Here is a 17,356-nt window from a genome sequence, read left to right on the forward strand (position 1 = left end):
AAAAGCGGCCTTTGCGGGCCGCTTTTTCCATCTTCCCCAGAATTCTTTCTTTTCTATTGGCCTCAATGCACTCCAAAATCCTCATCCTCGACTTCGGCTCCCAGGTCACCCAACTGATCGCCCGCCGCGTGCGCGATGCCGGCGTCTTCTCCGAAGTGTTTCCCTACGACGTCAGCGACGAGTTCGTACGCAACTACGGCGCCGCCGGCGTGATCCTCTCGGGCAGCCACAATTCCACCCTCGAAGGCGATTCCCCGCGCGCCCCGCAGGCCGTCTTCGAACTCGGCGTGCCGGTGCTCGGCATCTGCTACGGCATGCAGACCATGGCCGCCCAGCTCGGCGGCAAGGTCGAAAACGGTAAAGTGCGCGAATTCGGCTACGCCGAAGTGCGCGCCCGCGGCCATACGGCGCTCCTGAAGGGCATCAACGACTTCGTGACCGATGAAGGCCACGGCATGCTGAAGGTGTGGATGAGCCACGGCGACAAGGTGCTGGAGATGCCGCAAGGCTTCAAGCTGATGGGCTCGACCGACAGCTGCCCGGTGGCCGCCATGGCCGACGAGGAGCGCCGCTTCTACGCGCTGCAATTTCACCCGGAAGTCACCCACACGAGCCAGGGCGAAGCCATCATCGGCCGCTTCGTGCATGACATCTGCGGCTGCAAGTCCGACTGGAACATGCCTGACTATATCGGCGAAGCGGTCGAGAAGATCCGCGCCCAGGTCGGCACGGACGAAGTCATCCTGGGTCTCTCGGGCGGCGTCGATTCGAGCGTGGCTGCGGCCCTGATCCACCGCGCGATCGGCGACCAGCTGACCTGCGTGTTCGTCGACCACGGCCTGCTCCGCAAGGACGAGGGCAAGATGGTGATGGACATGTTCTCGAAGAACCTGGGCGTCAAAGTGCTGCGCATCGATGCAGAAGAGCAGTTCCTCGGCCACCTGGCCGGCGTCAACGACCCGGAACAAAAACGCAAGATCATCGGCCGCGAATTCGTCGAAGTCTTCCAGGTCGAAGCCGGCAAGCTGACCAACGCCAAGTGGCTGGCCCAGGGCACGATCTACCCGGATGTGATCGAGTCGGCTGGCAAGGGTAAAAAAGGCCAGACCATCAAGAGCCACCACAACGTGGGCGGCCTGCCGGAGACCCTGAACCTGAGCCTGCTCGAACCGCTGCGCGAACTGTTCAAGGACGAAGTGCGCAAACTCGGCGTGGCCCTCGGCCTGCCGCACAGCATGGTCTACCGCCATCCGTTCCCGGGCCCGGGCCTGGGCGTGCGCATTCTCGGTGAAGTGAAAAAGGAATTCGCGGATTTGCTGCGCGAAGCCGACGCCATCTTCATTGAAGAACTGCGCAACACGCCGTTCGAGCTGCCGCCGGTGGCGGGCATCGACGCCGGCAAGGCGCCAACCAACTGGTACGAAGCGACCAGCCAGGCGTTTGCCGTGTTCCTGCCGGTGAAATCGGTGGGGGTGATGGGCGACGGGCGAACTTATGAATACGTGGTCGCCCTGCGCGCGGTGCAGACGCTGGACTTCATGACGGCGCAGTGGGCGCATCTGCCGCACACGCTGCTGGGGAAGGTGTCGAACCGGATCATCAATGAAGTGCGCGGGATTAATCGTGTGGTTTATGACATTTCGGGGAAGCCGCCGGCGACGATTGAGTGGGAGTGAGTTTCGTTATGGAAACTTTGTTTGGTTCTGCATTGACGAGCACACACAAAGCTATTAAGTAAGGCCCAAGCCCCTGAATCAAGGGGCTTTTTTTTGACTAGCCGGCCATAAGGTAATGAACCTGAAACGATAAAACTGGAAAAATTGGTGGTGTGTGCTGGTATCAGTTTGTGTGCTCTTCGTCAAACCTGCATTGCGAACTCATGTGTCTATCGAACTCATGGCGATTCAATCTATTCATTAGCAATGCTCATAAGCCCATGCCGGTTCAGCCGGCTAATCAAGTGCGTCCTCTCCTTGTACAGTGGTGCTTGATGAAAACGAGACAACCAGTCTCGCACTCGTCGCTTGAGAGAGGAACAGCGTGAGCAAAGACGTACGCACGGTGCTGGTGGTAGGCGCTACTGGGAGCATTGGTCGGCTGGTAATTGCTGAAGGCATGCACGCCGGTTTCACAATGCGCGCGCTGGTACGCCGCTACGAACAAGCCGGGTTATTAGCCCCTGGCGCCCAGGTAGTGGTCGGCGAACTCACAGACGTGTCGACGCTTGCAGCTGCAGTCGCTGGGGTCGATGCGATCGTGTTCACGCACGGTGCCAATGGTCGCCCACCCGGCGCCCAAACGGTCGACTACGGTGCTGTTCGTAACTTGCTGTACGCGCTGAACGGTCGACGCGTGCGTATTGCTCTGATGACGACAGTGGGTGTGACCGACCGCAAAGCAACCCATGACTGGAAACGACGCGGCGAGCGTTTGGTGCGCGCGAGTGGCCTGCCCTATACGATCGTCCGTCCTGGCTGGTTCGATTACAACGGTCCTGAGGCGCGTCGGCTTGTCATGTCGCAAGGCGACATGCGCAGCTCCGGTACTCCGCACGACGGCATGGTCGGGCGGGGCCAGCTCGCGCGCGTGCTGCTGTGGTGCCTGAAGTCGACGGCTGCGCTCAACAAGACATTCGAACTGTCCACAGAGACAGGGCCGCAACAGGAGGACCTGGACGCCGTAGCCATGCACCTCGACGGCGATTTGCCTGGCGCATTGGACGCCGTCCACGACGCCGCCAACATGATGCCCGACGCCGAGCCCGACTGGATCAGGGGCGAAATCGGTGCCGTGCGTGCCGCCTTTGTCCCGCTCGATCAAAACCTTGCTGGCGCTTCAGCACCGAAACAAGCCAGGGGACATCATGAACTCTTTGAATTATAAAATCGCGGGAATCAGTGTGATCGCCGTCGTGATTGCTGTCGCGGTGTCGGCGGCGAGCTGGCCGGTGCATGCGGAAGAAACCCGGGTTACCTTTCCCAAGATGAGCGACCTGGTGCATTACACCACGGTCAAGCGCGGCAACGTCACCGAACACATCTCGACGACAAGGGCCGCCATCGAGGCTATCCAGAAGGGCCAGCCAATTCCGAATGGCACGCATTTCGTGCTGGCCGATTTTCGCGACGCAAAACTCTATCGTTACTTTGTAATGGAGAAGGGTGCCGGCTGGGGCGCCGATTTCGATGAGCGCCGCCGTAATGGCGACTGGCAGTTCCAGTGGTACTGGCCCGATCGCCGCATCAACGCCCAGGAGAACACGGCGCGCTGCATGGCCTGCCACTCCTCGCAGAAAAGGCAGGACTACCTGTTCACCGCACCCCGTTTGTCGGAGTATCGCGGCAAGCCGGTCGAGTGATCGCCCCCATGAAAAGGAGCAGCTCTTGAACAAGGTCTTCCTGTGGAGGATGGTCCTGAACTGCATGGCCGCAGCTCTGTTGGTCTTTGCCTTTTCCTACCACTGGCAGGGAAACACTGCCCACGAGCTGGCCGGTATTGGCATGTTCCTGCTGCTGATCGTTCACAACCTGTTCCACCGCCGCTGGTTCGCAACGCTCTCGACAAAAGCAGTCGCGACCCGTGGCGCATTCAACCTGGCCCTGACCCTTGTGCTACTGGCTGGAATGCTGGCGTTGCTGGGCACAAGCATGCTGATTTCTGAAACGGTGTTCGCACCCTGGCGTCTCGACGAAGACTTCACGGCACGCCAAATCCATGCCGGTATCGCATATTGGCTGCTGGTCGTGGTCGCGGCCCACCTTGGCTTGCGCTGGCCCCTGCTGATGGGGGTCGGCCGCAAGCTGGCAGGGATCGAAAGGCCAAACCAGGTGCGCACCGCGGTGCTGCGCCTGATCGCTTTTTCCATTGCAGTCCACGGCGTGTTCAGCGCGGCCGCACTGAATCTGCAAACGCGCCTTCTGTTCCGAATGTCGCTCGACTGGTGGAATTTCGAGGAATCGGTCGCGGGCTTCTTCCTTCATTGCACTGCCGTGGCCGGCCTGTGCATGTTCCTTGCCTACTACACGACGCAGTGGGGCCAAGCCCGACAGGCGATGGCAGCAGCACGTCGTGGCGGTCCACCGGAACGTCTGAAACGGACTGCAAACTAGCTTATGTAACGATCGGAAAATATCATGAAAATCCTGATTTTTGGTGCCAGCGGCATGGTTGGTCACGGCGCCCTGCGCGAAAGCCTGAACTCGCCGGACGTTAGCAAGGTCGTCGTCGTCGTGCGCCAGACGCTCGCCATCGAGCACCCGAAACTGCGGCAGATTGTCGTCGACGACCTTCTGGACCTGAATCTGTACAAGGCCGAGCTGAATGATGTCAGCGGGTGCTTTTTCTGCGTCGGCACGACGGCATCGGGCATGTCCGCACAAGACTACCGAAAAATTACCCACGGGTTGACCATTGGCGTAGCGAATAAATTATTGGAAATGAATTCCCGCATGGTCTTCGTCTACGTGTCCGGCGCCGGTGCCGGTGCCGACAGTACGGAACGAGGCGCACGCATGTGGGCAAAGGTGCGAGGACAAACGGAGAACGCGATCTTGCGGATGCCGTTCGCAAACAGCTTTATCTTGCGCCCCGCGTTGATCCAGCCACTGCATGGCGCGCGCTCCAAAACGCGCTTCTACCGCGTGCTCTACCGGGTTATTGCCCCCCTGTTCCCTCTGCTGCGCTGGATCGCGCCTGGAACGGTGCTGAGCACCGAGCTGATGGGGCAAGCAATGCTCGGCCTGGTCCGTAGCGGCGCGCCGGTCCGCGTCCTCGAGTCCCCGAACATCCGCGCGCTTGTCGAACGGCCGGCGCCGGTATATCAACTTACTTGAATGAGAAACTGCTGAACCATGCGACATCGGCACACTGCGCTTTTTTCACCTCCACATGTCGACATTCGGGCAGCATCGGCAAGTCTCAGGAACAGATCGATCCCGCATGTAGAGGAAGCTAGAAATGACATCAAAACAACCGCGAGATAATCGCCGCAGCTTCCTGTTAACCGCCGGGAGCCTGGCCGCTACGCCGCTACTTGCGCAAGCGGGCGGCCAGGCAGCCGGCAGGGATGCCGCAGCAGCGGGTACGGCTACCGCACAGCTGACCAGCCGCCGCAAACTCGGCAAACTGGAGGTCTCAAGTGTCGGCCTGGGCGTGCAAAACATGAGCCGCACTTACCAGACCACGGTCCCGAGCCGGCCGGAGATGCACAACATCATCCGCACTGCGTTCGACCGCGGCCTGACCTTCTACGATGCGGCCGAAGCCTATGGCCCGCACGAAGTCGAGCGCATCCTGGGCGAAGGCGTCGCACCGTTTCGAAACAAGATCGTCATTGCGACCAAGTTCGGCTGGAACATCGACCAGGAAACGGGCAAGCGCCTGCCAGGCCTGAACAGCCGCCCGGCGCATATCAAGGTCGTTGTCGACAACATGCTCAAGCGCCTGCGCACCGACCGCATCGATTTGTTGTACCAGCACCGTGTCGATCCGCAGGTGCCGATCGAGGACGTGGCCGGCGCCGTGCAAGACCTGATGAAACAGGGCAAAGTGCTGCATTGGGGCTTGTCCGAAATGGGCCTGAAAACGCTGCGCCGCGCGCATGCCGCGCTGCCGGTGTCGGCGGTGCAGAGCGAATACTCGATGTTATGGCGCGGGCCGGAAAAAGGCGTTCTGCAGGCCTGCCGCGAGCTCGGCATCGGCTTCGTGCCCTGGAGTCCACTGGGGGTCGGTTTCCTGACCGGTGCAATTGATGCCAGCACGCGCTATGCGGACGGCGACATCCGCAAGAACGAAACCCGCTTCGCCGCAGAGAATCTGGCGCACAACCTGAAGCTGGTCGAGCTTCTTAAAACCTGGGCCGCTCGCAAGAACGCCACGAGCGGCCAGGTTGCGCTGGCCTGGCTGATGGCGCAGCAGCCCTGGATTGTGCCGATTCCCGGCACGACGCAGATGGCGCACATGCTGGAAAATATCGGTGCGGCCACGGTGCGCTTTACCCCAGCGGAAATCGCCGAGCTGAATCGTTCGGTGTCCGCAATCCAGGTGCGCGGTGCGCGCCTCCCGGACGCGGTGCAGGTGTTCTCGGATGTCGAGGCGCCCGCGAAATCCTGATGTAACCCGATCAGCCCTGCACTTACCGCGGCTGTAACCCCTCCGGGGTCCACTTCCCGTTCTTGACTGCCGTCATCTCCGCCAGGATAGCGAGCGCAATCTCCGGCGGCGTATGACTGCCAATCGGCAATCCGACCGGGCCATGCAGGCAGCCGACCTGTTCCTGCGTCAGATCGAAGTGCTCGACCAGGCGCTCCCTACGGCGCTCGCTGTTGACCCGCGAGCCCAGGGCGCCGACGTAGAAAGCCGACGATTTCAGCGCTTCGAGCAGGACCATGTCGTCCAGCTTGGGGTCATGCGTGGTAGCGACCACGGCGGTATGCGGATCGAGCCTGAGCGCGATCGCAACGTCGTCCGGCATTCCTTCCAGCAGTGGCACGCCAGGGACTTGCCATTCTGCGGAATATTCCGTTCGCGGATCGCAGACGAACACCTTGTAGCCCAGTGCTTGGGCCATGGGAGCGAGGTATTCGGAGATTTGTCCGGCGCCGATGATGAGCAAACGCCAGAGCGGACCGTGCACCGTTGTCAGGCTGCTCCCGTCGAATGAGAACGTGTCGGTGCGGGCGGCGGGCTCCAGGCATACCCCGTGCTCGCCGGCGACGACAGTGCGTTGTACGAGCTGTCCTTGCTGTAACGATGTGCGTAGCGTCTCCAGATCCGCGCCGTCCGTGCAGGGCTCGACCATCAGTTCCATGGTGCCGCCACACGGCAGGCCAAAGCGCTGCGCTTCTTCCTGCGTGACGCCATAGGTCAGCAGGAAGGGTGATGACGAACCCAGGTCCCCGCCCAGCACTTTCTCGATCAGGTCCGCTTCGATACAGCCACCCGACACCGAACCGACCACCTGACCGTCTTCGCGCAGCGCCATCCAGGCGCCGGGAGGGCGGGGCGCCGAACCCCAGGTGCGCACTACCGTAATCAGGGCGAATCGGTATCCTTCGCCTGCCCAGCGGCTCGTCGTCTCCAGCACTTGCTGGTCCATGTCATACATATGCCGCTCCTTTTTAAGCGCGTGAGCGCCTGTATCCTGCGCCTGCTACCCCGTCACGCTGTGGCGACTGCATTCGCAGCCGTCGGAGTTGCTCCCTTGACCCATTGGTAGAGCAGCGCGAACAGCAGCAGACCCGCGGCTGTCATGGCGAAGCCTGCCCATACCGACGAAACGTATCCCATTCCTGCGCCGATGGTGGCGCCACCTGCCACTGCACCCAAGGCGTTGGCGACGTTGAATGCCGCCATGTTCAAGGCACCCATCATCGTCGGCGCCTGTGGTGCCAGATGGGTCATGCGCACTGCAATCGTCGGCACCGCCGCCATCAGCGTGACGCCGACGGCAAACAGCGTGGCCATCAGGACGACAATGTTGTGGGCAAACAGGCCCATGACAGCCAATACTGCCAGGGTGGCGAGGAACCAAATGACCAAGCCGCGGTACTCGTAACGGTCGGCCATCCGGCCGCCGATCGGCGTACCGACCGCCATGCCGAGGCCCACCAGCCCAAGGGCTAACGGCACGACAATCTGGGACTGGCCGGCCACCTCGGTCACAATCGGCCCAATGAAGGTATATACCGCGAATGTCGCCGAGACGCACAGCGCCGCGATCGCCATCAGCGCCCAGACCCGCGGGTTACGAATCGAAGCCAATTCCTGCGCAACCGGCGCGCCGTCGAGCGCGGCGCTCTTCGGCAACCAGCGCCAGAAGATGCCTAGTGTGGCGACGGCGTAGACCGTGACCGCAAGATAGGTCGACTGCCAGCCGAAATATTGTCCGATCAGCGTGCCGACCGGGGCGCCAATTACGGTCGCCACTGTCATGCCGAAGGCAATCAGCGCAAAGGCCTTGCCACCGTTCCCCGGGCCCATGAGGTGGGACGCGACCATCGCTCCTGCGCCGAAGTACGCACCTTGCGGCATACCGCTGATGAAGCGACCAACGGTGAGCGTGACCAGGTCCGGCGCCAGGCCGGAGATCAGGTTGCCAAGTGCGAACAAGACCATCAGGCAGATCAGGAGGGTGCGCCGGTTCAGACGTGCGGCGGCGAGCGTGACCAGCGGCGCCCCGACAAACACGCCTGTCGCGTAGGCGGTAATCGCCTGCGAAGCCTCGGTCACGGGGACCGACAGGTCGTTCGCGAACAGCGGCATCAGGCCCATGCTGGAAAACTCGGAAGTTCCGATGCCGAAGCTACCGACTGCCAGCGCAATGAGGGCGAACCGGTTACCGGATGTGTCTGTCTTTTGAATGCTATTCACTTGCATGTTCTTTCTGAAATTTGTGCACGCACCCGCACGGAGAGGTCGCGACGGAAGCCGTTATTTCTTTTACGGCGCCTGGCCGACCGAACAGTCTATCCCACGGAGGAGTCGACGATAATGCTCGAAATCGGCATGGACTTATAACGAAGGTTAATAAATCCCAGGTCCGGCCGAAGGTGAACAACAGGGTGGAAGACTCAGTTTTGGCCAGGAACGATCCCTCGCCCGCGACGCGCTTTCCAAAATTCGGTTTATCAGCACAGCTAATAGGTACATGTCGACTCAAGGCACTAATCAGGCGGGTCCGAACTTGATATCGTTCTCCTTACCTCAAGAACTACCCCGAGGCCGACTACAGGAGAATGAATATGCATCCAATGAAACCCGGTTCTGCCCGTGGCAGCTTGGTGCTGAGTGTGCTGGTGTTGGTAATGCTGGCAGGCTGCGACGAGACGGCACGCAGGTCGACTCCGCCGGCTAGTCCAGGCCCGGCGAACACCGCAAGCCATGTCATCGCTGAGCCCAGTGCGCGTGCGCCAGAGGCCAGCCGACTCGAGGCCGGCAAGTACGTGTTGCCAGGGGAGTCGACGGCATGATGCTGATCTCGGCGATCGTTGCCCTGGGTATGAATGGAATGGCGCCCGACGCAGAATCCCCGGCGATCCTCGACACCGTCAATGCCTACCATGCGGCCATGGTGGACGCGCGGATCGATCGGCTCGACCGGTTGCTCGACGCTGGTTTTACGCTTGGACACATCACCGGCTATGTCCAGCCAAAGAATGAATGGTTCGGGGTAGTGCGCAGTGGAGAATACAATTATCACCGGATCGATGTCGATCAGGCGGCGCTATCAATTCACGTCACCGGCAAGACTGCGGTCGTGGAAGGAAAAGGCATTTTCAATGCGACGATCAGCGGCATGCACGCACCCTGGCGACTGAAATTTTCCATGGTTCTCAACCGCCACGGCGACAGCTGGAAAATCGCATCGACCCGCTATCACAGCTTTTGACCTGCTCGCGCTGGAATCAACTCCGCTTGTAGCGCAGGGCGTCGAGCACAAGCGCAAACGCAGGCGAGGGCTGGCGGCGGCTTGGATAGTACAGGTGATATCCCGGGAATGGAGGGCACCAGTCGTCAAGCACCTGGACCAGCCGTCCATCGGAAATATAAGGGGCAACGACATCCTCCAGCATGGTGGCCAGGCCCAATCCTGCTACCGCAGCTTCGACAATCTGATTGATCCCGTTCAGGACCAGTTGCCCCTCGACGCGTACGTTGAGTTTCTGCTGGTCTTTTTCGAACTCCCAGGTGTACAGGCCCCCCAGGGTCGGCAAACGCAGGTTGATGCAGATGTGATCGGTCAGCTCTTGTGGAGTCGAGGGCACGGAGCGACCCGCAAGGTAGGCTGGCGCGCCCACGACGACCATCCTCGTGTCGGGCCCGATGCGCATGGCGATCATGTCCTTTGCAACCTGCTCACCCAGGCGTACCCCGGCGTCGAACCGGTTCTCGACGATGTCGACCATGCCGTAGTTCGTATCGATTTCGATGTGCAGATCCGGATACTCGCGCAGCAGCGGCGCCAGTTTCGGCAGCAGGATGGCGTCGGCCGCATGATCGGCTGTCGTGATACGGACCGTGCCTGCCGGCTTGTCGCGCAACTCGCTCAGAATGGCGAGCTCGATTTCGATCTCTTCGAAACGGGGCGCCACGGTCGACAGCAGGCGCTCGCCCGCTTCGGTAGCGGAAACCTTGCGCGTTGTCCGGGTAAGCAGGCGCAGGCCGAGCCGCTCTTCAAGCCCCCGTACCGACTGGCTTAATGCCGACTGCGATACGCCAAGCTGGGCCGCTGCGCGTGTAAAGCTTCCCGCACGGGCAACGGCGATGAAGCCGAGGATGTCACTGTAGTCTTCGCGCGCCATTTCATTAACCTCGCTAATAGGTACATGCCGATTATAGCCTCTAATCAATGAGGTCTTGCGCTGCTAACCTGCTTCCTTGTAGACGGGACTCGGTCCCGGCAATCCGAAACAAGAGAGGATCCAGTCATGCATCGTACCAAACCCATGCTCGCCGCCGCCGGCTTTGCACTCAGCAGCCTTGCCGCACTGGCACTGTCAGGGTGCTCGAAGCCGTCCGCGCAGGCCGCCGCACCGGCGGCTGCCGGTCCTGCCATTACCGCTGCCGCGGTCGTAGAGCGTCCAGTGGTCGAGGCGCAGGAATTCTCGGGTCGGATCGAGGCCGTCGAGCGCGTCGAAATCCGCACGCGCGTTTCGGGCTTCATCAGCGCGGTCAACTTCAAGCCGGGCGCACTCGTGAAGAAAGGCGATGTGCTGTTCGTGATCGATCCGCGTCCCTACCAGGCCGAGGCGAACCGGACCGAGGCAGTTGCCCGCGCAGCGCGCTCCAGGGCCGACCTGGCTCAACTGGAGCTGGTACGTGCGGAAAAGCTGGTCGCGGACAAGGCGATCGCCCAGCGCGAAGTCGACGAACTGGCATCGAGCTTCAAGGAGCTCGACGCGACTGCGCGGGCGGCGCAGTCGGCGTTCGAAGCCGCGCGGCTCAATCTCGGCTTCACCCGCGTGCAGTCGCCCATCGACGGCCGCGCCAGCAAGGCCGAGGTCACGCTCGGTAACCTGGTGGACAGTACTGCGATGCTGACTTCGGTAGTCTCCGACGACGAGGTCTACGCCAGCTTCGATGGTGATGAAGACACCTTCCTGCGCGTCGGCAGCCAGTCGCGCAGCGGCAAGCGGATTCCGGTCCGCGTGGGCCTGGCCAACGAGGAGGGCTTCCCGCACGCCGGCGAGCTGGAATTCGTCGACAACCGCCTCGACCCGGCCACAGGCAGCGTGCGCATGCGCGCCGTGTTCAAGAACGCGGACAACACGCTCGCGCCCGGCCTGTTCGCGCGGGTGCAACTGGCCCCGGCCGGCGCCGGCCAGCCTGCATTGCTGGTCGCGGACCGTGCGATCGGCACCGACCAGGACCGCAAGTTCGTGTATGTCGTCACGCCCGAGGGAACGGCGCTCTACCGCGCTGTACGCCTCGGACCGGTGATCGATGGCATGCGCGTGGTGCGCCAGGGCCTGCGCGTCGGCGAACGCATCGTCGTCAACGGCCTGCAGCAAGTGCGGCCGGGCCAGCCTGTGACTGCGCAGACCGTACCGATGGACGCCGGCCTGGCAGCGCGCAATGCGCCGAAGCCGGATCCGCAGGCGCTGAAAGCCGCTGAGGCCGCCAGCGACGCCGCCAGCGACGCCGACACCAGCGCGGGCAAGCAGTCCTGAGGACTGGCCACCGCATCCCGCATCCCGAACCGGCGGCCGTCTGGCCGCCAAAGCGCCTGCCCGAAGCGGGGCAGGGCGGGAAGCGCTCGCTCATTTTTGAGAGAACACCATGAATTTTCCAAAGTTTTTTATTGACCGGCCCATCTTCGCGGCCGTCCTGTCCGTCATCATTTTCGTAGCCGGTGCGCTCGCGATCTTCGCGCTGCCGGTTTCCGAGTATCCGGAAGTCGTGCCTCCCTCGGTCGTGGTGCGCGCCCAATACCCTGGCGCCAATCCGAAGGTGATCGCCGAAACTGTCGCTGCCCCGATCGAAGAACAGATCAACGGCGTCGAGAACATGCTGTACATGACCTCGCAAAACACGTCTGACGGCGCGCTCTCGCTGACCGTGACCTTCAAGATCGGCACCGACGTCGACCGCGCCGAAAGCCAGGTGCAGAGCCGCGTGCAGCGCGCGCTGCCGCGCCTGCCGGAAGAGGTACGCCAGATCGGTGTGACGACGGCCAAGAGCTCGCCGGCGCTGACGATGATTGTCCACCTGTCCTCGCCGAACGGCCGCTATGACGATACCTACCTGCGTAATTACGCGGTTTTGAACGTGAAAGACCAGCTGGCGCGCATTCCCGGCATGGGCGAAGTGCTCATGTTCGGCGGCGGCGACTATGCGATGCGCGTCTGGATCGATCCGCAAAGGGTGGCCGCACGCGGCATGAACGCCAGCGACATCGTGAGCGCCATCCGCGAGCAGAACGTGCAGGTCGCCGCCGGTTCGGTCGGCTCCGGGCCGTCGAAGAATGCGGAGTTCCAGCTGTCGGTAAATACCCAGGGCCGCCTGCAGACCCAAGAAGACTTTGGCAAGATCATCGTCCGTACCGGTACCGATGGCGCCGTCACGCTCCTGAAAGACGTGGCCCGTATCGAGCTGGGCGCGAGCGATTACGCGCTCCGTTCTCTCCTGAACAACAAGTCGGCCGCCGCGCTGGCGATCTTCGAGGCGCCGAACGCCAACTCGCTGCAGCTCTCGACCGATGTGCGCGCCACCATGGAACGCCTGAAGCAGGAATTCCCGGAAGGCGTCGATTACAGCGTCGTCTACGATCCGCCGCAGTTCGTGCGCGAATCCATCAGCGCGGTCATCATTACCCTGCTGGAAGCGGTCGCACTGGTGGTCCTGGTCGTGATCGTGTTCCTGCAAAGCTGGCGCGCTTCGATCATTCCGCTGATCGCCGTACCCGTGTCGATCGTCGGCACCTTTGCGGTGCTGATGGCCTTCGGGTTCTCGATCAATACCCTGTCCTTGTTCGGCCTGGTGCTGGCGATCGGTATCGTCGTCGATGACGCCATCGTGGTCGTCGAGAATGTCGAGCGCAATATCGCGAAGGGCTTGTCGCCGCGCGACGCCACGGTGCAGGCGATGAAAGAGGTCACGGGCCCGATCATCGCGATTGCACTGGTCCTCTGCGCCGTGTTCGTGCCGATTGCTTTCGTGTCCGGTCTTGCGGGCCAGTTCTACCGCCAGTTTGCACTGACCATCGCCATTTCGACGGTGATCTCGGCCTTCAACTCGCTGACCCTGTCGCCGGCGCTGGCTGCCGTCCTCCTGAAACCGCATGATGCGCCGAAGGATGTGGTAACGCGTGTCATGGACCGCCTGTTCGGCCGCTTCTTCGGCTGGTTCAACCGCAGCTTCGAGCGGGCTTCCAGCAGGTACGAAGGTGGCGTGAAGGGCGTCCTGGCGCGTAAATCGGCGTCCTTGGTGGTCTATGCCGTGCTGGTGGTCGCCGCGGTGTTCATGTTCAAGGCGGTCCCGAGCGGTTTCATCCCGGCCCAGGACAAGCAATACTTGATCGGCTTTGCCCAGTTGCCGGATGCCGCATCGCTCGACCGTACCGAAGCGGTGATTCGCAACGTGTCCGATCTCGCCAAGTCGGTCCCCGGCGTCAAGGACACGATGGCTTTCCCCGGCCAATCCATCCACGGCTTTACGAATGCCCCGAACGCCGGACTCGTGTTCATCATGCTCGACCCGTTCGACAAGCGCACGTCAAGCGACAAGTCGGGCGCCGCGATCGCGCAGCAGATCAACGGCAAGCTGGCCGGCATGCAAGACGCGACCGTCATGGTGTTCCCGCCGCCGCCAGTGCTCGGCCTGGGCACCACAGGCGGTTTCAAGATGATGATCGAAGACCGGGGCAACCTGGGCTACGAAGCGCTGAACAAGGCGGTACTTGCCCTGCAGGCCAAGGCCGCACAGACGCCGGAGCTGGCCAACGTGTTCTCGAGTTACCAGATCAACGTGCCGCAACTGTACGCGGACGTCGACCGCACCAAGGCCAAGCAGCTTGGCGTGCCCCTGGCAAGCATCAACCAGACCCTGCAGATCAACCTCGGCTCGATGTACGTGAACGACTTCAACCAGTTCGGCCGCACTTACCAGGTAAAGGTGCAAGCCGATGCCAAGTTCCGCTCGCAGGCGCAGGACATCGCGCAGCTGAAGGTGAGGAGCGACAGTGGCGAGATGATTCCGCTGTCGTCCTTGATGCGGGTGTCCGACAGCCATGGCCCGGACCGCGTGCAGCGCTATAACGCCTACCTTTCGGCCGACATCAATGGCGCGGCTGCAGCGGGCGTGTCGAGCGGACAGGCGCAAGCCGCGATGGAACGCATCGCCACCGAGGTGTTGCCGAAGGGGATAGCCTGGGAATGGACCGACCTGACCTATCAGGAGACGATGGCAGGCAATACGATGCTCATCGTGTTCCCGCTGTGCGTGCTGCTCGTGTTCCTGGTACTGGCCGCGCAATACGAAAGCTGGACGCTGCCGCTGGCCGTGATCCTGATCGTGCCGATGTCGATCCTGTGCGCGCTAATCGGCGTCAAGCTGACCGGTGGCGACAACAACATCTTTACGCAGATCGCGCTGTTCGTACTGGTGGGACTGGCCTCGAAGAACTCGATCCTGATCGTCGAATTCGCCCGGGAGCTCGAGGACCATGGGCGCGGCATCGTCGAGGCAGCCCTGGAGGCCTGCCGCCAGCGCCTGCGTCCGATCCTGATGACCTCGATCGCCTTCATCCTGGGTGTCACGCCGCTGGTGTTCTCCAGCGGGGCCGGCGCCGAGATGCGCAGTGCGATGGGCGTCGCCGTCTTCGCCGGCATGCTCGGGGTGACGCTGTTCGGGCTGTTCCTGACACCCGTGTTCTATGTGCTGCTGCGCACGTCCGCAAAGCGTTTCGAAACGAAGAAAGTGGCCGTCAAACTGGCCCAGCCCGAAGGAGTACATTAATGTTCAAGCTCAAGAAACTGACCCCGCTGCTGGCCGCACTGGTACTTGCCGGATGCGCGGCGCCGGCCTTCCAGCAGCCTGCGGTCGAGGTGCCAGGCGCATTCAAGGAAGTGTCTGCCGATGGAAAATGGAAACCGGCCGAGCCGGCCGAAGCCCAAGCGCGCGGCACGTGGTGGAAGGCATTCAACGACCCTGCCTTGGATGCGCTGGTCGATGAAGCAGCGGCTGCGAATCAGGATCTCGCCGCAGCCTCGGCACGGGTAAAGCAGGCGCGTGCGCTTGCGGGCATTGCCCAGGCTGACCGCATTCCACAGGTGGGAATCGGCGCAGGCGCGCAGCGCGGCGCCGGGTCGAATGCGGCGCTGGGCCAGCCAGCCGGTTCTCCCGTGGGTTCGGCCAGCCTGTTCCAGGCCGCGCTCAGCGCTCGCTACGAGGTCGACCTGTTTGGACGCGTGGCCAGCAATGTCAGCGCGGCGCAGGCGGACGCGCAGGGGAGCGCCGCCACCTTCAACTCGGTGTTGCTGGCCTTGCAGGCGGACGTAGCGCAGACCTATTTCCGGCTGCGCGCCGCCGACGCCGAACTCGACCTGTTGAACCAGACGGTGCGGCTGCGCGAGGAAAACGTGCGCATCAATGCGCGCCGCTTCGAGCTGGGCGATATTGGCGAACTCGACCTGGCGCGTGCGAAGACCGAACTGGGCATCACCCAGTCGGAAGCCATCGGGCTGGAACGCCAGCGCGCCCAGCTCGAGCATGCTCTCGCGATCCTGCTCGGCAAGCCCCCTGCAGCCTTCAGCGTGCCGGGCAACCCAATGCTCGCGTCGAGCATGCTTCCCGCGATCCCGGCCGGCCTGCCTTCGGCGCTCCTCGAGCGCCGTCCCGATATCGCAGCGGCGCAGCGTGCCATGATCGCGGCCAACGCCCGTATCGGCGTCGCCCGGGCCGCGCGCTTTCCCGTGCTGGCCCTGACCGGCGCCGGCGGCGGCGAGTCGGCGGATCTTTCCGATGTGTTCCGGTGGAGCAGCCGCACCTGGCTGGTGGGCGCTGTCATGTCGCTGCCCCTGATCGACGGCGGGCGCGGGCGCAATAACGTGCTGCGCAGCGAAGCGGCCCTGGACGAAGCGGTCGCAAATTACCGGCAGCAGGTGCTTGGCGCGTTCGGGGAAGTGGAGGACAACCTGGTTGGCCTGCGAACCCTGGGTGGCCAGTCCGAGGCGATCGAAAGCGCGGCCGCCTCGGCGCGGCGCAGCGCGGAGCTGGCCGACAAGCTGTATCGGTCGGGACGGACGAGCTACCTTGAACTTCTGGACGCGCAGCGCAACTTGGCCAACGCCGAGCGCACGGCGGTACAGTTGCGCGGCGCGCGTGCAACCACCACGGTAGCGCTGATCCGCGCGCTGGGCGGGGGCTGGTAAGGCGACGGTCGAGGTTGATCCGGGTGTAGTTCACACCGATTAATAAGCACGGATAATAGGTTCATGCGATGTCAACCGGCTAATCAAGCCGGGTCTTCCAAGATATCGTGGCGGGGTTAGCAGGGGATTTCCCTGCCGCGTGAAACTCGGAGACAACCATGACGAACGTACTCATTCTCGGCGCCAACGGCCAGCTGGCGCGCAACACCACCAAATTCCTGCTCGAGCGCACCGATGCGCACCTGACGCTCTACCTGCGCCGCGCCGACCGCCTGCGTAATCCGGACCCTGCGCGGGTCACGATTATCGAAGGCGATGTGCTCGACCGGGCGACGCTGGCGCTTGCCATGGCGGCGCAGGACGTCGTCTACGCCAACCTGGCCGGCCAGATGGCGCAGCAGGCAGGCGTCATCGTCGAGGCGATGAAGTCGTGCGGCTTGAAGCGCCTGATCTTCATCAGCTCGATGGGTATCTACGGTGAAGTACCCGGCGAAGCCTACGGTAGCGTGCTCGATCCCTACCGCGACTCCGCAGCCATCGTCGAGGCCTCCGATCTCGACTACACCATCCTTCGCCCCGGCTGGTTCACCCAGCAACAGCAGATCGACTACAAGATCACGCAAAAAGGCGAACCGTTCCGCGGCCACGACGTATCGCTCGACAGCCTATCGGACCTGATTACCAAACTGGTCATGTCGCCGACGCTGGAGGTGCGGCACAGCCTCGGCGTGAGCCGCGGATGATGCTGCCGCGCACTGCAGGTGGCTGCATCGATGTTTGCGACAGGCCTGCACCGTTGACGGCAATCACCTTAAGCCCTGCGCAACGCCGCCAGGTGCGTCTCCTGCTGCTCGCCTGGGTGGCAAGCGTGCTGAGCACCGCAGTCATCCTGATGGTGCTGGCGGAAACGGATCTCGGGCTGCACTTCATGGCGCTTGGCTTGTTATAAGCAGCCTGTGTGCTCTCGGTATTCATGAGCTTTCTTC

At 62.6% G+C, this 17,356-nt stretch carries 15 protein-coding genes; 12 read left to right on the plus strand and 3 right to left on the minus strand.

From position 1 onward, the window contains the following. Positions 1-65 precede the first annotated feature (65 nt). From guaA to AC56KZ_RS12105, 6 genes are all read left to right on the plus strand, one after another. Positions 66-1,676, plus strand: a complete 1,611-nt coding sequence (gene guaA, locus AC56KZ_RS12080; protein WP_497162405.1) for a glutamine-hydrolyzing GMP synthase — start codon at positions 66-68, stop codon at positions 1,674-1,676. A gap of 364 nt (positions 1,677-2,040) precedes the next feature. Next, a complete protein-coding gene (locus tag AC56KZ_RS12085; RefSeq protein ID WP_497162406.1) occupies positions 2,041-2,883 on the plus strand; it encodes an SDR family oxidoreductase in 843 nt (280 codons plus the stop codon). Beyond that, the gene (locus tag AC56KZ_RS12090) at positions 2,864-3,358 is read left to right on the plus strand and encodes a cytochrome P460 family protein (protein ID WP_497162407.1); all 495 of its coding nucleotides are present in this window, start codon (positions 2,864-2,866) and stop codon (positions 3,356-3,358) included. The genes AC56KZ_RS12085 and AC56KZ_RS12090 overlap by 20 nt, the downstream gene beginning before the upstream one ends. A 25-nt stretch (positions 3,359-3,383) precedes the next feature. Beyond that, entirely contained in the window at positions 3,384-4,109 is a 726-nt protein-coding gene (locus AC56KZ_RS12095; RefSeq protein ID WP_497162408.1) for a DUF4405 domain-containing protein, read from the plus strand. 24 nt (positions 4,110-4,133) lie between these two features. After that, the gene (locus tag AC56KZ_RS12100; protein ID WP_497162409.1) at positions 4,134-4,832 is read left to right on the plus strand and encodes a Rossmann-fold NAD(P)-binding domain-containing protein; all 699 of its coding nucleotides are present in this window, start codon (positions 4,134-4,136) and stop codon (positions 4,830-4,832) included. 124 nt (positions 4,833-4,956) lie between these two features. Further along, positions 4,957-6,111, plus strand: a complete 1,155-nt coding sequence (locus AC56KZ_RS12105) for an aldo/keto reductase (RefSeq protein ID WP_497162410.1) — start codon at positions 4,957-4,959, stop codon at positions 6,109-6,111. Between the two features lie 22 nt (positions 6,112-6,133). Here the strand turns inward: AC56KZ_RS12105 and AC56KZ_RS12110 are convergent, their stop codons facing one another. After that, complete coding sequence (locus AC56KZ_RS12110) at positions 6,134-7,105, minus strand: XdhC family protein (protein WP_497162411.1); 972 nt, start codon at positions 7,103-7,105, stop codon at positions 6,134-6,136. Between the two features lie 53 nt (positions 7,106-7,158). Beyond that, a complete protein-coding gene (locus tag AC56KZ_RS12115; protein WP_497162412.1) occupies positions 7,159-8,376 on the minus strand; it encodes an MFS transporter in 1,218 nt (405 codons plus the stop codon). A 589-nt stretch (positions 8,377-8,965) separates the two neighbouring features. Between AC56KZ_RS12115 and AC56KZ_RS12120 the strand changes: the two genes are divergently transcribed. Then, positions 8,966-9,388 (plus strand): nuclear transport factor 2 family protein, encoded by a 423-nt coding sequence (locus tag AC56KZ_RS12120; protein ID WP_497162413.1) that lies wholly within the window; start codon positions 8,966-8,968, stop codon positions 9,386-9,388. Positions 9,389-9,404: 16 nt separating this feature from the next. Here AC56KZ_RS12120 and AC56KZ_RS12125 read toward each other — a convergent pair whose 3' ends face one another. Beyond that, positions 9,405-10,301, minus strand: a complete 897-nt coding sequence (locus AC56KZ_RS12125) for a LysR family transcriptional regulator (RefSeq protein ID WP_497162414.1) — start codon at positions 10,299-10,301, stop codon at positions 9,405-9,407. Positions 10,302-10,427: 126 nt separating this feature from the next. Here AC56KZ_RS12125 and AC56KZ_RS12130 point away from each other — a divergent pair, with 126 nt between their 5' ends. From AC56KZ_RS12130 to AC56KZ_RS12150, 5 genes are all read left to right on the plus strand, one after another. After that, entirely contained in the window at positions 10,428-11,669 is a 1,242-nt protein-coding gene (locus AC56KZ_RS12130; RefSeq protein WP_497162415.1) for an efflux RND transporter periplasmic adaptor subunit, read from the plus strand. A 109-nt stretch (positions 11,670-11,778) separates the two neighbouring features. Next, positions 11,779-14,955, plus strand: a complete 3,177-nt coding sequence (locus AC56KZ_RS12135; protein WP_497162416.1) for an efflux RND transporter permease subunit — start codon at positions 11,779-11,781, stop codon at positions 14,953-14,955. Further along, positions 14,955-16,370 (plus strand): efflux transporter outer membrane subunit, encoded by a 1,416-nt coding sequence (locus AC56KZ_RS12140; RefSeq protein ID WP_497162417.1) that lies wholly within the window; start codon positions 14,955-14,957, stop codon positions 16,368-16,370. The genes AC56KZ_RS12135 and AC56KZ_RS12140 overlap by 1 nt, the downstream gene beginning before the upstream one ends. 158 nt (positions 16,371-16,528) lie before the next feature. Then, positions 16,529-17,113 carry an NAD(P)H-binding protein gene (locus tag AC56KZ_RS12145; protein ID WP_497162418.1) on the plus strand — a complete coding sequence of 195 codons (585 nt, stop codon included), beginning with the start codon at positions 16,529-16,531 and terminating at the stop codon, positions 17,111-17,113. After that, positions 17,110-17,319, plus strand: a complete 210-nt coding sequence (locus AC56KZ_RS12150) for a hypothetical protein (RefSeq protein WP_497162419.1) — start codon at positions 17,110-17,112, stop codon at positions 17,317-17,319. Before AC56KZ_RS12145 ends, AC56KZ_RS12150 begins: the two co-directional genes overlap by 4 nt. Positions 17,320-17,356 lie beyond the last annotated feature (37 nt).

It is taken from the genome of Telluria sp. LT2P34, assembly GCF_059685915.1.